Source organism: Sporosarcina sp. SG10008 (genome assembly GCF_044569405.1).
GTDB classification, from domain to species: domain Bacteria; phylum Bacillota; class Bacilli; order Bacillales_A; family Planococcaceae; genus Sporosarcina; species Sporosarcina psychrophila.
Genome location: NZ_CP172607.1, coordinates 4233735 through 4249891, shown reverse-complemented (window position 1 = coordinate 4249891; position 16157 = coordinate 4233735). Strand labels below are relative to the sequence as shown.

The 16157-nt window shown below is 40.4% G+C and carries 17 protein-coding genes; 4 read left to right on the top strand and 13 right to left on the bottom strand.

Annotated features, from left to right (window positions below; translation table 11 throughout):
• Positions 1–13: 13 nt before the first annotated feature.
• The 3 genes from ACGLYD_RS19985 to ACGLYD_RS19975 form a co-directional block, all read right to left on the bottom strand.
• Entirely contained in the window at positions 14–1324 is a 1311-nt protein-coding gene (locus tag ACGLYD_RS19985) for a serine hydrolase (RefSeq protein WP_399630142.1), read from the bottom strand.
• Between the two features lie 64 nt (positions 1325–1388).
• Positions 1389–1691, bottom strand: coding sequence for a hypothetical protein (locus tag ACGLYD_RS19980; protein WP_187046368.1), 303 nt, complete (start codon positions 1689–1691; stop codon positions 1389–1391).
• A 6-nt stretch (positions 1692–1697) separates the two neighbouring features.
• Positions 1698–1925 (bottom strand): helix-turn-helix transcriptional regulator, encoded by a 228-nt coding sequence (locus ACGLYD_RS19975; protein WP_149581802.1) that lies wholly within the window; start codon positions 1923–1925, stop codon positions 1698–1700.
• A gap of 305 nt (positions 1926–2230) precedes the next feature.
• Between ACGLYD_RS19975 and ACGLYD_RS19970 the strand changes: the two genes are divergently transcribed.
• Complete coding sequence (locus tag ACGLYD_RS19970) at positions 2231–3595, top strand: FAD-dependent oxidoreductase (RefSeq protein ID WP_399630138.1); 1365 nt, start codon at positions 2231–2233, stop codon at positions 3593–3595.
• 182 nt (positions 3596–3777) lie between these two features.
• Here ACGLYD_RS19970 and ACGLYD_RS19965 read toward each other — a convergent pair whose 3' ends face one another.
• Complete coding sequence (locus ACGLYD_RS19965) at positions 3778–4098, bottom strand: DUF4183 domain-containing protein (protein ID WP_067204413.1); 321 nt, start codon at positions 4096–4098, stop codon at positions 3778–3780.
• 89 nt (positions 4099–4187) lie between these two features.
• The gene (locus ACGLYD_RS19960; RefSeq protein WP_187046366.1) at positions 4188–4601 is read right to left on the bottom strand and encodes a DUF4183 domain-containing protein; all 414 of its coding nucleotides are present in this window, start codon (positions 4599–4601) and stop codon (positions 4188–4190) included.
• Positions 4602–4877: 276 nt separating this feature from the next.
• On the opposite strand from ACGLYD_RS19960, the gene ACGLYD_RS19955 reads away from it, so the two are divergent.
• On the top strand, positions 4878–5504 hold the full coding sequence (locus ACGLYD_RS19955; RefSeq protein WP_067204408.1) for a flavodoxin family protein: 627 nt from the start codon (positions 4878–4880) through the stop codon (positions 5502–5504).
• Positions 5505–5627: 123 nt separating this feature from the next.
• Here ACGLYD_RS19955 and ACGLYD_RS19950 read toward each other — a convergent pair whose 3' ends face one another.
• On the bottom strand, positions 5628–6479 hold the full coding sequence (locus ACGLYD_RS19950; RefSeq protein ID WP_399630133.1) for a dimethylarginine dimethylaminohydrolase family protein: 852 nt from the start codon (positions 6477–6479) through the stop codon (positions 5628–5630).
• 132 nt (positions 6480–6611) lie between these two features.
• Here ACGLYD_RS19950 and ACGLYD_RS19945 point away from each other — a divergent pair, with 132 nt between their 5' ends.
• Complete coding sequence (locus ACGLYD_RS19945) at positions 6612–7349, top strand: YqcI/YcgG family protein (RefSeq protein ID WP_067204404.1); 738 nt, start codon at positions 6612–6614, stop codon at positions 7347–7349.
• Positions 7350–7450: 101 nt separating this feature from the next.
• On the opposite strand, the gene ACGLYD_RS19940 is transcribed toward ACGLYD_RS19945, so the two are convergent.
• From ACGLYD_RS19940 to ACGLYD_RS19930, 3 genes are all read right to left on the bottom strand, one after another.
• The gene (locus tag ACGLYD_RS19940; RefSeq protein ID WP_399633320.1) at positions 7451–8761 is read right to left on the bottom strand and encodes a D-serine ammonia-lyase; all 1311 of its coding nucleotides are present in this window, start codon (positions 8759–8761) and stop codon (positions 7451–7453) included.
• A 66-nt stretch (positions 8762–8827) separates the two neighbouring features.
• Positions 8828–9715, bottom strand: a complete 888-nt coding sequence (locus ACGLYD_RS19935) for a D-alanyl-D-alanine carboxypeptidase family protein (RefSeq protein WP_399630130.1) — start codon at positions 9713–9715, stop codon at positions 8828–8830.
• Between the two features lie 110 nt (positions 9716–9825).
• Entirely contained in the window at positions 9826–9996 is a 171-nt protein-coding gene (locus ACGLYD_RS19930; RefSeq protein ID WP_156475935.1) for a hypothetical protein, read from the bottom strand.
• 296 nt (positions 9997–10292) lie between these two features.
• Here ACGLYD_RS19930 and ACGLYD_RS19925 point away from each other — a divergent pair, with 296 nt between their 5' ends.
• On the top strand, positions 10293–10664 hold the full coding sequence (locus ACGLYD_RS19925) for a hypothetical protein (RefSeq protein ID WP_399630128.1): 372 nt from the start codon (positions 10293–10295) through the stop codon (positions 10662–10664).
• An 80-nt stretch (positions 10665–10744) separates the two neighbouring features.
• Here ACGLYD_RS19925 and ACGLYD_RS19920 read toward each other — a convergent pair whose 3' ends face one another.
• From ACGLYD_RS19920 to ACGLYD_RS19905, 4 genes are all read right to left on the bottom strand, one after another.
• Complete coding sequence (locus tag ACGLYD_RS19920; RefSeq protein ID WP_399630125.1) at positions 10745–12361, bottom strand: BCCT family transporter; 1617 nt, start codon at positions 12359–12361, stop codon at positions 10745–10747.
• Between the two features lie 129 nt (positions 12362–12490).
• Positions 12491–13573, bottom strand: coding sequence for a tartrate dehydrogenase (locus ACGLYD_RS19915; RefSeq protein ID WP_399633318.1), 1083 nt, complete (start codon positions 13571–13573; stop codon positions 12491–12493).
• 11 nt (positions 13574–13584) lie between these two features.
• Positions 13585–15036, bottom strand: coding sequence for an aldehyde dehydrogenase family protein (locus tag ACGLYD_RS19910; protein WP_399630123.1), 1452 nt, complete (start codon positions 15034–15036; stop codon positions 13585–13587).
• The gene (locus ACGLYD_RS19905) at positions 15029–16120 is read right to left on the bottom strand and encodes an aromatic ring-hydroxylating dioxygenase subunit alpha (protein WP_399630121.1); all 1092 of its coding nucleotides are present in this window, start codon (positions 16118–16120) and stop codon (positions 15029–15031) included. Before ACGLYD_RS19905 ends, ACGLYD_RS19910 begins: the two co-directional genes overlap by 8 nt.
• Positions 16121–16157 lie beyond the last annotated feature (37 nt).

Below are 16157 nucleotides of genomic sequence, written 5' to 3'. Positions count from 1 at the left end.
TATTCTTGATGCATTACATTCCAGAGAGCTCCCTCTGAACCTCGTGTCGATAATCTTCACTGTCGCGCAACTTTGATTCGAATGAACTTGCATTTTTTCTGACGAGTATTCCTTGCCAGAAGTTCAGGTCGTCTATCAGGAAGACGATTTCGATTTTATCCCCATTGTGATTTTCTGCATACAATGCGTCGTTCAGTATGAATGCGGTCGATCCTCCCTTTGCGCCTAGGTGGACAAAGCGGTCATGATTGCTCTCGTTTAGCTGCATTGGCCATTCAAGTAAATCTCTTATGGTTTCAGCAGCTGTCGTCGGAAGTTGGTCGTTCGAAATTACCGTTAGTAACTTCCCGTAGTCGCTGGCGGATGCACCAATTAAACGATCTGACCACACTTTTTGAACACCCCTAGACGAATTATATTTCATATCTCCAGTTTGGATTGTTCCCTCTTTCATTTGTTCACTCAGTTCTTCAGCTAATGTACGATATTCATCCATCGACATGGCCTCGAGTTTTTTGATTAACTGCTTATCGTTCATCGATTCACTTTTTATTTGATTTGGAATTAAGACTGCGCTGACAATTGGGTAGACTTCCTCATGCTGTGTTAGCCCGAGGGCCTTTGCCCGCTCATTGATGGCAGATATTCCGAGCAGGTCGATTAGGTAGTCCGTGTTGGCGTTGGAGCTATAGGTGGCCATCCCTTTTGCAACATCATGCAATGTCACTTCGTTATTTTTGATTTTGTCTTCACTTTGCATCGCTTTTAACCACTCTTCATGAGCCCCGCCATCTGAGTTTTTTAAGTAGTAGCGGTTTAAATCCGCAAGCGGTACGGAAATGTCTTTGTTCAGCTGGCCTGCATTGATTTGCATAGCGTATTCGGCAGCAATCAGTATCTTCACGGTACTTGCCAGCGGTCGCACTACATCCGATTGGTACGTGATCAATTCCACACCGTTTTCAGCTAGGTACAGGGAGGTCGTTTGTGGATTGTCCTTCAGATGGTTTAAGACATACTCCGGATTGTCTCTCAATATGGCGAAGCCCGCGATTCCTAGTACTAAAATAATTGATCCATAGATAATTAAGCGCTTTTTTGTATACGTTTTTTTATCGAATACAATCATTGCAAAGAAACCGACTATCAATGCAAGTAAGTAATTAACGCCGAAAACTAATACGGTGATAATGATGCCGAGTACAATCGCTACCGTTACTATTGCTTTCCGCATCTCCTCTTTTGTTCTGTTCTCTTTTTTGACTAATGGCAAGAGTGTAAGACTCACGATTCCAACCATCCCAATCCACGAAAGAGTATTCACACAACAACTCCCTTTCTTACAATCTTAGTTTTTCACGTACATTACGTGTGAGCGAATAGCTAACTTAATACTTTCTTTTTAATACCGATAGGATAGTTGCTTGAAGAATTAATAATCCTGTGACTAAAAACCAAATTGCCAATTTATACGCTTCGTAATCCAGGGTGCTGATGAATCGATTATACAATTCGAGGAAAAGCCACCCGAGAGGCAATAGTGGAAATACTATACTATATGATTTATTCGAAATACTTTTTCCACGTTCGTCTTTGTATTCTTCACCCCATTCAAATTTCAAAGAAATAAATATTGCAATAAAGAAAATTACTACATAGACAAGATTAAACACAGCAAATAAAATATCCATAATTTCTTACTCCTCCTCGACTTCATATTGAAAAACTTCGTGTAAATCTACCCCAAACATCAGTGAGATGTCATATGCTAATTTTAAAGATGGATTGTACCTATTTTTTTCCAGAGAAATAATTGTTTGCCTGCTCACCCCCAATTTATCAGCCACTTCTCTTTGTGATAAGCCTCTTTCGGCCCTTAGTACAACAATTCTGTTTCGTATCTTTCTTTCATTAGTTAAAGTCATTTCATCACCTCTTATAAACAGAGTGTAATATATTTCATTCCTAAAGTAAAGTTTTTTTAACACATGGTATGAAATATATTACCAACCCCATATTAATATACTAGAAAAGAGCACCCATGAATTAGGGGATTTAATTAGCCTATTTAGTCCTGGTTTACGCACACCAAGCTACATTACAACCATGGTGCTACGAGTGTATGGACCGTTGTTAGTAGCACATCCATAGTCATCCTCTTCATAGTTCTTAAAAACCGTCTGTTTACACTTCCACGAACAAGGTAATAGATAGACAAGGAGGGTGAACAATGAAGAAATTTGATGCAGTCATTATTGGGTTTGGTAAAGGTGGAAAGACATTGGCGGCAATGCTGGCGAAAGAGGGTCAGAACGTTGCAATGATTGAAAAGTCGGCAGAAATGTATGGTGGAACGTGCATCAACATTGCTTGTATTCCAACGAAATCACTCGTTTTTCAATCTAATAATCGTAAATACTCACAAGTACCTAAAATGAAATTTTATAAAGAAGCGATTGAAGAAAAAGATCATTTAACTTCATTTCTGCGCGATAAGAATTTTCATATGCTAGATGACCTTGAAAAGGTGACGGTCTTTACAGGGGTCGCTTCCTTTTTAGACGATGATAAGATCCAAGTGAAAACTGACAATGAACAATTCGAGTTAACGGCAGATAAGTTCTTTATTAACACAGGATCTTCCCCTATCACTCCGCCAATTGAGGGATTAGAGGGGGCTGATTTCATTTATAATTCGACTACTCTTCAACAATTAGATACACTTCCCGAAAAATTGGTCATCATTGGTGGAGGTTATATTGGTCTGGAGTTTGCTTCGATTTATGCGAGCTTCGGTTCAGAGGTGACGGTTATTGACCATTCACCTGAGTTTTTACAGAATGATGATCGTGATATTGCAGAAGAAGTGAAAAAAGTGCTTGAGGCAAAAAATATCACGTTTGTAGTAGACAGCAGCGTTGAGTCAATTGAAAATCTTGATGGCGGTGTGGTCGTTTCTTATAAGACGGGTGACGCTGATCATGCGGAAGCTTACGGAAATGCAGTTTTACTGGCTACAGGCAGAAAGCCAAACACTGCAGGATTAGGTCTCGAAAACACTTCTGTAGAAGTAAATGATAGAGGCGCAATTGTGGTTGACGATTCATTAAAAACAAACGCTAAAAACATTTGGGCATTGGGTGATGTGAATGGTGGACCACAGTTTACTTATATTTCACTAGATGATTTCCGTATTATCAAAGACCAATTAGTTGGCGATGGTAACTACACAAGGAAAGCCCGAAGCAACGTACCCTACTCTGTTTTCATCGATCCGGTTTTATCGCAAGTAGGGTTGAATGAAAAAACGGCTAAAGAAAAAGGGATTGCCTACAAAGTGGTCACACTTCCGGCAGCCGCGATTCCTCGTGCCCGTATCGTGAAACAAACGGACGGATTATTGAAAGCCCTTGTAGATCCAGACACCAAAGAGATTTTAGGTTGCACACTATTTTGTGCTGAATCCAGTGAGATGATCAATACAGTACGGATTGCGATGGAGGCAAAATTGCCGTATACATTTTTGCGGGATACCATTTTCACACATCCCTCGATGAGTGAGGCGCTGAATGATTTGTTTTCTAAAGTGGAATAGCATGAGAAATAGAGAAGATACCCATCACGGATATCTTCTCTTTTTGATAGCTGAAATTGGCAGATTCGCGAGGAAAATTACTTTTTGAGGATTGGAATTTCTTCCTGTGAGGAATTTAAATCGGGTATAGGTTGGTACCCATATCCATCGATAAGCTTGTCCCAAATAGCCAAAAGTTCCAGTTAAGTTACTGTTACTAACTCTACTGCTTCTATAACCAATGGAGTTCCAGCAGATATACTGCCGGTGACAGTATTAAAGGTCAATTCTGTTGCAGAAATTGTATACGAATCGCCCTCTTGTAACACACCATTTAAATAAAAATTATAGTAGCCATTTGTTACTACAGGAAAAGCCGTTGCAGCCGTTCCACTGTCATCCAAAAAAGTAGTTGCAGCGACAGTAGTACCATCTTCGACAACTAAAGGTGCTGCCAATACATTAAAAAACCTCGTCGAAGTACCTGAAACGTTCACGTTAATATTAATAAGGGTAAGCGCCATTTGATTCACCTCCTTTCGTCTTTAGTATAGTAAATGCAGAATTCGATAAGATGACAGGGCTGTCCATCTAAAAAGCTAAACTAATTTCACTAAATTAGTTTAGTCGAAAATGACAGCAATTCAACAATAATGGGCGTACGCGCATAAATTATGGCATTAGCCGGGCTAATCGTTAGGCTATTCGTACTCACTTCATACATTCCACCTTCTTGCATTAATGCATTGATGTATAAATTAGCATAGCCATTTGGGCTGAAATTCATAAATTCAATCGTTGGACTCCCATCATCGTTATAAAATAGATTTGCTGGAATAGTTACCCCGTTAGTCACATTAATGTTAGCTACGGGAATATAAAAATATCTTTTCACAGTCGGTATGATACTAAATTCAGAGTTATTTGTTGGGATAACTTCTATAGGTGTCTGGCATACAATCTTTTTGCTATAGTTTTTGTAATCAATCATTCTTACTACTTTTTTACACTTTTTATGTCTCTCCATGATCTTATTGCCCCCCTATCATACTATATGATGATAGGTAGTTAGCCGACTGACCGTTTCGCCCTGTACGGCAGACAATTATTATTGGCTACTTTGACGTACTATCTTTATCATCGCTCAAAATTTAAAATCCCGCTTAGCTGTGGCGTTTATGATCCTTTTTTTGCCCAATGGGTAGGACATTCGCGCCTATTATGGATTGTTCTTCAAGACGTTTTTGATTGGCCCCACAGGGTACTCATAGAGTAGAAGACAAAATTACAGAGGAGGATTTTGATGCGCCCGTTGAAAGCACTAATTTTGAATGCGTCGTTGAAAAGTTCGGAGGAGGAATCGAATACGGAGGCACTTGCGAAGAAGGTCTGCCAAATTTATGACAATGAAAATATCGTGGCAGAGGTCGTTAGACTGGCAGATTACGCGATCTCCTACGGAATGAGTCCTGATATGGGAGATGGCGATGAGTGGCCACAAGTATTTGAAAAGGTCAAAGAAGCCGATATTCTTATTATTGGTACACCGCTTTGGCTTGGAGAAAAAAGTAGTATAGCAACGCTTGCCATTGAAAGATTGTATGGAAGTAGCGGAGAGACAAATGATAAAGGACAAGCCATTTATTATAATAAAGTAGGCGGTGTTGTTGTAACAGGTAACGAAGACGGAGCAAAGCATGCCGCCGCTTCCATTCTTTATGGGTTATCGCATATTGGGTTTGTCATTCCTCCGAATGTCGATACATATTGGGTTGGAGAAGCAGGACCAGGACCATCTTATATCGCTGCAGGTCAAACAAATGATTTCACAAAAAAGCATGTTGAATTGCTTGCTTATAATACGATCCATCTTGCTAGAATGCTGAAAGAACATCCAATTCCGGCACAAGGGAATTTGCTTGATAGCTGATGCACAAGAAAGCACCCTCGATGGGTGCTTTCTTTTTGATTTTAAGACAATGGCTATGTAGGAATACCTTTATATTCCCTAACAATCAAAAAACCCCACTTCACAGCGAGGTTCACAATCGTTCTATTCCCTATTGACAGGCATTGAACAACACCTAAAAGAGCCACCGGATTTAATGATTTCATCGAATTCGACTTCAATAACTTCGAATCCGTGCGCACGTATTTGTGCATTGACTTGTTTGTTTTGAGGAAGGCTGAATACTTTTTTATCGCCGATTGACAAGACATTGGTACCCATTGTGAATTGTTCTTCTTCGGAAACCTCAATGAGCTTGTATGTTGCTGTCAGCATATCGACAATGCTTGGATCAAATGCTTTCAAAAAAATAAGTCCTACTTCGGGTGATAGGATGTTAAATACGCAGTCTAGATGCAGGTATTTTTCATCGAAAGGAACAGGAATAATCGTGTAATCTGGAAGATCATCTTTTAACTTTTCAGCTGCTTCTATGGATGTCCGGCTACTAATGCCAACAAACAATGTGCCGCGATCGACGATGACGTCTCCACCCTCTACATGATCAGTTGTAGTTTGGAATGAAATATCCTCGTCTTCAAGCCATTCCTCGAGTGCTTCTTCTTCCCCTTTACGAATATCGCTTGCCATTTCGGAGACAAAAATGTCATCTCCTACAGTAAATCCGATATCCCTTGTGAATACTTGTTCCGGAAATTTTTTGGATGATGGCAGTTTGATGACTTCAACTCCGTGTTCTTTGAGGAGTTCTTCAAATTGTTTATGTTGTTTCATTGCCAATTCAACATTTATATTTTCATCTTCGTATTCTTTCTGTACGTCGTTAATCACTTCTTCAATAGCCATAAACCTAGGCTGGCATAGGATTACACGGCGTAGCGTATCATACTCTGTATTGCATTTTGTAGTGTCTGAATTTTCTATAGGGGAATTCATGCTGGATCCTCCAATTATTTTTTGTCTTCTTTACACTTCCCCATCAAATTCTATTTAAACATTTTAATGGTTTTGTCCCCCGCCTAAGGGGAATGGGTATATATAGAGATTGAGATAAATGGAGGGGAAACAATGATTCTGAAAGATAAGTTTTTATTGACAAAAGAGGATTTTACGGAGCGTACCGATCTGCCTAATTGGCTGTTGAAGGAATACCAAACGTTCCATGAGACGGTGACGGATAAGACGTTTCCTTGTTATTTCGGTATGGGAGGAGAGCTCAAGGGCGAATTACGCTATGGATATGTGACACAGAATGACTGGTCCAATTTGCCGGAAACGTTGAAGTCGTTTTTGGCGCTTTTCGACAACCCCGCGCATAAACGGCATGGATTATTCGTGTTTGTTGAGCCATTTGAAACTGAAGGTTCTTTGGATGAGTATCGGCAGCAGTTCTGGGAAATGTTGCAGTACTTGCACGGAGTGGATGAAATTGAATGGCCTGCCGATAGTCCCCGCGATCCCGCTCATCATCTATGGGATTTCCGTTTTCATGGCGAGCCGATTTTTGTGTTTGGCAATGCACCTGCCTACAAGCAACGGAAGACGCGGAATCTTGGCAATGCAATGGTACTCGGTTTTCAGCCTCGTCGCATATTCGAGGGGTTGAAAGGAACGGAAAAAGGCGGGGTCATGTCGCGGGAAAAAGTTCGTGAACGCGTCGAAGTGTGGGATCAGTTACCAAAGCATCCGGATATTAGCCATTTCGGAGATCCAGAGCACAACGAATGGAAACAGTTTTTCATTGGGGATGATGTGGAACCGATTCAAGGACAATGTCCATTTTCACATAAAGAGAAGATGAGCTAGTTGGTACCCAATAAAGACAAAAAACCTCACACAAGTGTGAGGTTTTTTATTATTCGCAATTATTTCCCAACTTAATGTCGATTTCCCGGGAAATAACGGGATTATTTCCCGCCCATATCATAATACGAATTCATCTCTGCTTCAGGGACCATACTGCCACCTGTTGCCCAGACAAGATGGGTAGCATTTGCTGAATTAGCACCCTTTACATTTTCACGGATAGCTTGTATTGGACCAGTCATCCCCGCAAGTGCGGACGGCTCGAGTCGAATATTTTCTGTGTCTGCGATCAGTTTCAATAACTTGAACATCGTTTCGTCCGCAATCGTATAACAGCCAGATAATAACGGTTCCATTGTCTTGCCAACAAAACCAGAGGCTGTACCAACTGCGAGTCCGTCTGCAACGGTTTTATTATCGAGACCGAAGTCTTGAACTGAAATCTTGTCGTGAAGACCAGTCATCATACCAAGCATCATGCACGGGGAATGCGTCGGCTCCGCGAAGAAACAGCTGACTGCATCGCCGAACACGAGCTTCAGTCCAAATGCTACACCTCCAGGGCCGCCACCGACTCCGCAAGGCAGATAAACGAACAACGGGTTGTCTTTGTTAACGATTGTGCCACGCGCTTTCAACTGTGCTGCAACACGTTCCCCCGCCACTGCATAGCCTAAAAATAAGTCGAGTGAGTTTTCATCATCAACGAAATGACAAGACGGATCTGCATCCGCTTGGCGACGCCCTTCTTCAACAGCTTTACTGTAGTCGTCGGCGTATTCAACAACTGTGACGCCTTTTTCGCGCAGCATATCCTTTTTCCATTGTTTCGCATCTGCGGACATATGGACAGTGACATCGAAACCGAGCTTGGCGCTCATGATGCCGATGCTTAGGCCCAGGTTTCCTGTCGATCCGACAGCGATTTTATGTTTTGAGAACAGGTTGTGAAATTCAGGCTCTGCAAATTTAGCATAGTTGTCAACAGTTGTGATCAATCCGTGCTCAATCGCAAGTGCTTCGGCATGTTTTAGGATTTCGTAAATACCACCGCGCGCTTTGATTGAACCTGAAATCGGCAGTGCGTTGTCTTCTTTCAGGAGAAGTTCACCTGAAATAGCTGCTTTGTATTGATTGGAAAGCGCTTCTTTCATGTTTGGAATAGCGGTAATCGGTGATTCGATAATACCGTTCGAAACTTTTGTTTCCGGGAAGACACGCTCGATATATGGCGCGAAACGTTTCAGACGGTCTGATGCATCTTTGACGTTTTCTGCAGTCACACCTGTTTTTTGAAGACCAGTTGATGTTGACTCTTTTAAGGGATTGAGCCAGAGCACTTCTTCACGTGCTGTCATCTGTCCGATGAGTGGAAGCTTCTCTTTCCATTCATTTACTTGTGTTTTTTCCATCATTTTTATCGCCTCATTTTTTTGAATGTTGTATGAATAGTATAACATGTGAGGTGATTTACGAAGTTAATTTAACACAAATCGTTCAATCAGCTCTCTCGTCAAATCAAATCGAGGAGTTGCGGTATCTCCGCCCTCTGCTGCAACATCTATGACAACTGAAATAATGCGTCGTCCATCAAAGACTCCAGTACTAGCAAAGCAGGAACCCGCCTGATCTGTGAAGCCGGTTTTCAATCCGTCTATTCCCGCCAATGCTTGAGGCATACCCGCCAACATCAAGTTGGTGCTCCACAACGTAGTGCCATTACCCGTTTTGAAGCTCGGCAACTTTGTATAGTCGAGCACTTCGGGATGCTTGACAATTAGCTTTTGTGCAATTACTGACACATCACTTGCAGAGGCATGATTCGTTTGCTCATACCCTTTGCCAATATAATCGCCGTCAAGTCCGCTGGCATTGAAGAAAGTCGTCTCTTTCAGACCGAAACTTTTCGCCTGTTTATTCATCAATTCCACAAACGCTTCTTCCGTTCCGCTAACCATTTCGGCAAGCGCCATCGCCGCGTCATTTGCAGAGTTGACCGTCATCGCAGTAAACAATTCTTTCAATGTATAAACGTTTCCCGCTGTCATTCCTAGTTTGACGGCAGCTGATTGTCCTGCAATTTGTTGTAGCGCCTCACTTGGCTTGTATGTGTTTTCCCATGCTAAATTACCGCTGTTGACGGCATTCAGCACGAGATACTGCGTCATTAATTTGGACATACTTGCGATTGGTAATGGTTCTGCACTATTTTCTTCGTAAATTACTTTACCCGTATCCGCATCGATAAGAATGATCGCTTTTGCAGCAGTTGCTAAATCTACTGTCTCCAAGGTTTTTTCTTTGTTATTCATCACAACTGTAACGCTCAATATAATGATCACTAGTATAAAGATCAATTTCTTCATGTTTTCCACACCTTTGCAGTAATAAGAGTTCATTACCTTAATTATGAATGATAATAATGAAGAATCGCCTAGTATAAACATGAAGAATTTCTTAAGTTTTAGTACACGGGTTACTTATAAAAACGATTAATTAACCAAACTATTATTAAAATTGCACCGAACACAAACCAAATACGTGCAAGCAATTTTTCCCTCTTCTGCTTATCTTCCATATTTCTCGTCAGAAAACGTACAAATAACTCTACCGCAATTGCCAAGATAATAATTAGTATCCAACGCATGTTTATTCCCCCATTTCTATATGTTAATCCTATCATTACTTTCAACAACTAGAATAAGTGATTCCTATGCATTTTACATTTCAATTATACCCATCTAAAAATTCAGTTTTATCATTATAATAAATACTATATCATTGATAACAACCACAGTTTTCATTAGTTTTTATAAAGGAGGAACTTATATGAAACATGTTCTCCAACAAAAACAACAACTAACTACTTTAATGACTCACAGCGCCGAAATACTATTGTTAAAATCATGAAAGTCCTTTTAGAAAGGCAAAAAAAAATTCTAAATGAAAAGTCTTCATTTAAAGCCACTTACGCTCAAAGAGGTAGCAGAAGAGATTGATATGCATGAATCGACTGTAAGCCGGGCGACGACGAACAAAGTGATTCAGATACCTTTTGGTTCCTTTGATCTTCGGACACTTTTCACTTCAAAGTTGGAGACAGTCGACGGAAACAACATTTCCCAAGCAAACGTGAAAGCCCTTCTGCAAAGTTATATTGCTGATGAAAATAAATTCATACCGCATTCGGATCAAAAAATAGCGGAGTATTTTAATTCCGAAAAAGGGAGTACAATTTCCAGACGCACAATCAGCAAGTATAGAGAGGAATTGAGAATTCCTCCCTCAAGTAAACGAAAAGAAATCTCGGTGTAGGTAATATATTAATTACTTACAATAACCCATTTTCATTTTAAAAGGCTGTCCCATTTTACATGGGACAGCCTTTATTATCTTTAGTCTATTTTCGCTAAAACCTTGCCTTTATCTCCAATCTTCTGCTTTCCTTTTTTAATTTTAGAAACTTTTCCTTTACTAACAATTTCAATAACGGTATTTTGTTGTTCCAACATCACTGTGTCGTAATCCACTCTCACCCATTTCATGAAAGAGGCAATCATCAATAGAATGATGAATACTAAAGGCAAGGCTGTAATAATCGATAACGTTTGCAAGGCCTCCAATCCATCGCCATACATTAATATGATTGAAATACTAGTCAATACAATTCCCCAAAATACACGGTACCAACGTACTGGTTCTTCTCCCTCTTTCAAGTTTACGGACGCTACATCTGCCAATGTATAGGCCGCCGAATTGACTGTAGTAGCAAGAAAAATTGCCGCGATGAGCAAATATAGAACCACAACAATTCCGCCAAGTGGAAGAGCATTTAATGATGCTAAAATTGCTGCAGGTGCACCTTCATTCTGTAAAATATCAATTACGGGTACAATGCCGCTAATTTCAAAGAACATACTCGTGTTTCCGAATATCGCAAAAGCAAGCCAACATCCTAACGTTCCGCCAATCAATTGACCGAGAATTAGCATTTTGATGGTTCTTCCCTTCGAAATACGAGCCGCGAACATGCCAGTAAAAGGTGCGTAAGAGAACCACCACCCCCAATAAAACAGGGTCCATGTTTCACTAAATCCTGACTTACCAACAGGGTCCGTATATAAACTCATTCTAAAAAAATTTGAGAAGAGCACACCGACACTATCTGTAAAGCTTGCAATAATAAAAGCAGTTGGACCAAAAATGAAAATGAACACTGCGATTGCTACATATAAATAAAGATTCCAGTCGCTTAGCAACTTCAAACCCTTTTTCAGTCCGAAATATAAACAGATTGAAAAGAAAATCATAAGCGCAATTACAATACTCAAATCTAATGTAAGCGTTTTCTTCACATTAAAGATATGATGAATCCCTTCTGCTAACAGTGGCGTTCCAAGGGCTAAGCTAGTTCCGATACCACCAATTAATCCAAACATAAAGCAAACGTCAATCACTTTTCCGAGTACCCCATCCGCGCGGTCACCAATAATTCCCCTACATGCTGTACTTAGCCTAAATGACTTTTGTTTTTTTATGTAGACTGCATATGCAATTGGAATCGATGGAACACAATAAATTGCCCAAGCCGAAAATCCCCAATGGAACATCCCGTATGTTGATGCAAAACTTGCTGCCCCAACACTTTTAGAATCCATATTGTAAGGTGGACTGGTATAATAGAACGCCCATTCAATGATTCCCCAATACATAATTCCAGAACCGATTCCTGCTGTAAAGATAAGAGCTAACCAGCTGAAAGTAGAAAATTCAGGATTACCTTCACCTAACTTAATTTTTCCGTATTTGCTAAAGGCCAACCATATCAGAAATCCAAATATCCCAAGACAAGCCCACAAGTATAAAGGGCCGAAACGTCCGGTAATGAAATCCAATATTGTCTTCAAAAAAGCGGTCCCCTGTTTAGGGTTAATCAAAATCGGAACAACCAATAGCGCTACCATAGATAATGCTATAGCCAATATTTGTTTATCAATCGTATTGGTTTTCATGTATTTCCCCCTAATCAAATTCTACCTCCTAACAAATTCCCGAATAGTACAATAATTGTTAGCGGAAAATGGGCGGGATTTTTGTAAAAAGTCTATCGGTGTTATCTGCATTACACCGATAGACCTCACTCACACGTGTGCAGTTATTGAGCTATTCATACTATTAACTAGTCGATCTCCCACTTCAGATGTGGAAGCTGTACCTTTCATATCAGGTGTAAGTGTGCCACCCTCTACTAAAAGTTGTTCAATAGCGTCTACAACAAGTTTGCCATAATGTTCATAACCAAAATAATCTAGCATTTGGCTCGCCGACCAAATCGAGGCAAGCGGGTTCCCGATTCCCTGACCAGCAATATCAGGCGCTGAACCGTGTACAGGTTCAAACATCGATGGGAACTCTCTTTCAGGATTAATATTTGCACCTGCAGCAAGCCCGATTCCTCCAGCAAGAGCTGCCCCTATATCTGTAAGGATATCGCCAAATAAATTGGATGTAACGACAACTTCAAATCGCTTAGGGTCTGTAATCATAAGCATCGCTGCTGCATCAACAAGATAAGATGCTGTTTTTACTTCTGGATAATCCGCGCTCACTTCTTCGAATACTTGATCCCAGAAAACCATTGAATAGTTTAGTGCATTCGCTTTACTAATACTCGTTAAGCTACGTCCTCCTTTTTTAGCTGTTTCAAACGCATAACGAATAATTCTTTCTGTTCCTTTTCGAGAAAACACACCATTTTGCAGCACGACTTCATTTTCTTTTCCTTTGAATAACCAGTCCCCTGCACCCGAGTATTCACCTTCCGTATTCTCCCGGATAAATAGCATGTCAATGTCCTCACGCTTTACGTCAGATAACGGGCAATGGGCGCCTTTTAATAACTTGATTGGACGAATATTGACATACTGATCGAATTCCTTACGGATGATTAATAATAAGTCCCATAAGGAGATATGATCGGGAACACCTGGAAAACCAACAGCCCCTAAATAGATTGCGTCAAACTCTTTCAGCTGCTCTATACCATCATCAGCCATCATTTTCCCATGCTTCGTGTAATACTCACAGCCCCATGGAAAATGCGTAAAATCAAAATGGAAGTTCCCGTCGAGAATAGCAATCTTATTTAATACTTTGATCCCTTCATCGATTACTTCAGGACCAATTCCGTCGCCAGCTATTACAGCAATTTTATATTTTTTCATCATAATCTCCTTTACCCTTGATTCCAAACGACTAGTTTTAATTCCGTCATTTCTTCTACTGCATATTTAATACCTTCACGGCCCGTACCACTGTCTTTTACTCCACCATATGGCATTTGGTCAACCCTAAACGTTGGAACGTCATTAATGATAACGCCGCCAACATGTAGATTTTTCGATGCGTAAAAGGCATTTTTTACATTGTTCGTGTAAATACCAGCTTGCAACCCAAAACGGGAATCATTTACTAGTTCTATAGCTTCTTCTATTGACTTCACTTGATTCACGATAACAATTGGTGCAAAGACTTCTTGACATGAAACTTTCAATGACTGATCCGCATTCGTAATAATTGTCGGTTCCAGAACATTATCCCGTACCTTACCGCCTGTTAAAATTTCTGCATTACTTTGTTTTGTTTCTTCAATCCAGCTAATGGCACGCTCTAACTCTCCCTTAGTAATTAAAGACGAGACATACGTTTCCGGATCAAGCGGATTACCCAGTTTTAGTTGTTTTGTCGCTTCTGCAAATTTCACAATAAACTCTTCATATTTTTCTTCGTGAACAAATACCCGTTGCAATGAAATACATACTTGCCCCTGATTGGAAAAGGCACCCATCGTACAACGGTCAATGATACCATCAATTTCCACATCTTTATCAATAATTAACGCTGAGTTTGAACCTAATTCTAACGTTGTTTTCTTTAATCCAGCCTTATTATTAATACCGATACCTACGTCAGGACTTCCTGTAAATGTAATCATGCTTACTCGGTCATCTTCTACTATTGCCTCTCCAACAACACTGCCAGGCCCAGTCACTACATTCAAAACGCCCGCTGGAAGACCCGCTTCTGCAAAGAGTTCTGCAATATAAAGAGCACTGAGCGGTGTTTGCGATGCAGGTTTTAATACAATCGTATTTCCAGCTGCAATTGCAGGCCCAACCTTATGTGCGACAAGGTTTAGTGGAAAGTTAAACGGCGTAATAGCACCGATAACACCGATTGGTTCTCTTAGTGTATAACCAATTCTACCGACACCACCTACCGCTGCATCAAAAGGAATCATTTCACCATGAATTCTTTTCGCTTCTTCCGCTGCAAATTTATACGTTTCAATTGTTCTTGCGACTTCCGCTTTTGCAAACATAAGTGGTTTGGCCGATTCAAGGGAAATAATTTCCGCGGCTTCATCTGCTCTCTCTTTTAATAATAGAGCAACATTCTCCAGAATCTCCGCACGCTTGTAGGCTGGCATTTCACCAATTAGTTGACGAGCTTCATGAGCGGCATCGATTGCTTGTATCGTTAATTCTCTATCCGCCATCGCAATTTCAGCAATTTTTTCCTGCGAGTATGGGGAGTAAAGTGATACATAGTTTTTTGTTTCTACCTTTTCTCCGTTGATGAGTAAATACTTTTTAATTTCATTCGTTTTAATTCCTAAATTATTCATTGAGTGCCTCCAATACCATTTCATGAAATTGTACGATTGCTTGTTCAGACGAAGCATAATGCCCTTTGTTAAATGCACGGGAGCTGAAACCTATTTGTTCCAGTTCCACGAGATCTATATCTTCCGCACGAACTTGTTCCGCAAATGTCATTAAATCCTTCTCATCTTGACTCAAGGCTTCCAGATTATCCTCACGGAAATAATACGTATATACCGCCAGCGAGGTTTCGTGATCAATTGGTACCATCTCTATGGACGCCATATTCCCAGGTCCCGGATAAATAGTCAACATCAGGTTCGGCCACAGCCAGAAGAAGGAACCACCTTGCATTTCCGCCTCATTCAAGTTTACTTCACCATATTGCTTGTCAGCTTTGACAACGGACCCTTGAACAGAATAATTTTCACATGTGATTATTTGGTAATCATCCATATCCAATGCTTCTACAAAACTCGGATGCGCGATATGACAGTGATCACACTCTAAATAGTTATCGATATATGCTTTCCAGTTTGCTTTAATAACACGTGTTTTTCTATGAGTTCGTTTTAACTCACTAATGAATGGGAACTTGCTTAATCTGTCAAAGAAATCCCCATATGAATCGATTAAAGGTGTAGCGTTATCATCCAAGTTAACAAAAATTAAAGATTCCAACACTTCCATCCGTACAGATCTTAGACAAGCATCCTGAACACAAGCCGCGTCCTCTCCCTGGAAGTTAGGTGCTTTATTCAATTTGCCGTCTGTTTTAAACGTCCATCCATGATACATGCATTGTAAAATCTTCTTTTTTCCGTTCTCACTTTGTTCAAGCTTAGTTGCACGGTGTGGACACACATTGTAAAATGCACGGAGCACCCCATCTGTACCTCTTATTATAATGAGTGGTTCATTAGCTACATCAGCCGTAAAGAAAGCACCCGCTTTTTCTACCTGGCTTACATGCCCCACAAGTTGCCATGATTTAGAGAAGACTAACTCCATTTCTTTTTCCAATACTTTTGGATCTGTGTATTTGTCATATGTCATCGTTCTCTCGAATGTTCTGTTCGCTGCATTTTCTACTTTATTATAAGCCATTTTCCATTCTCCTCTATAGCATAGTTTTGTTTCATTT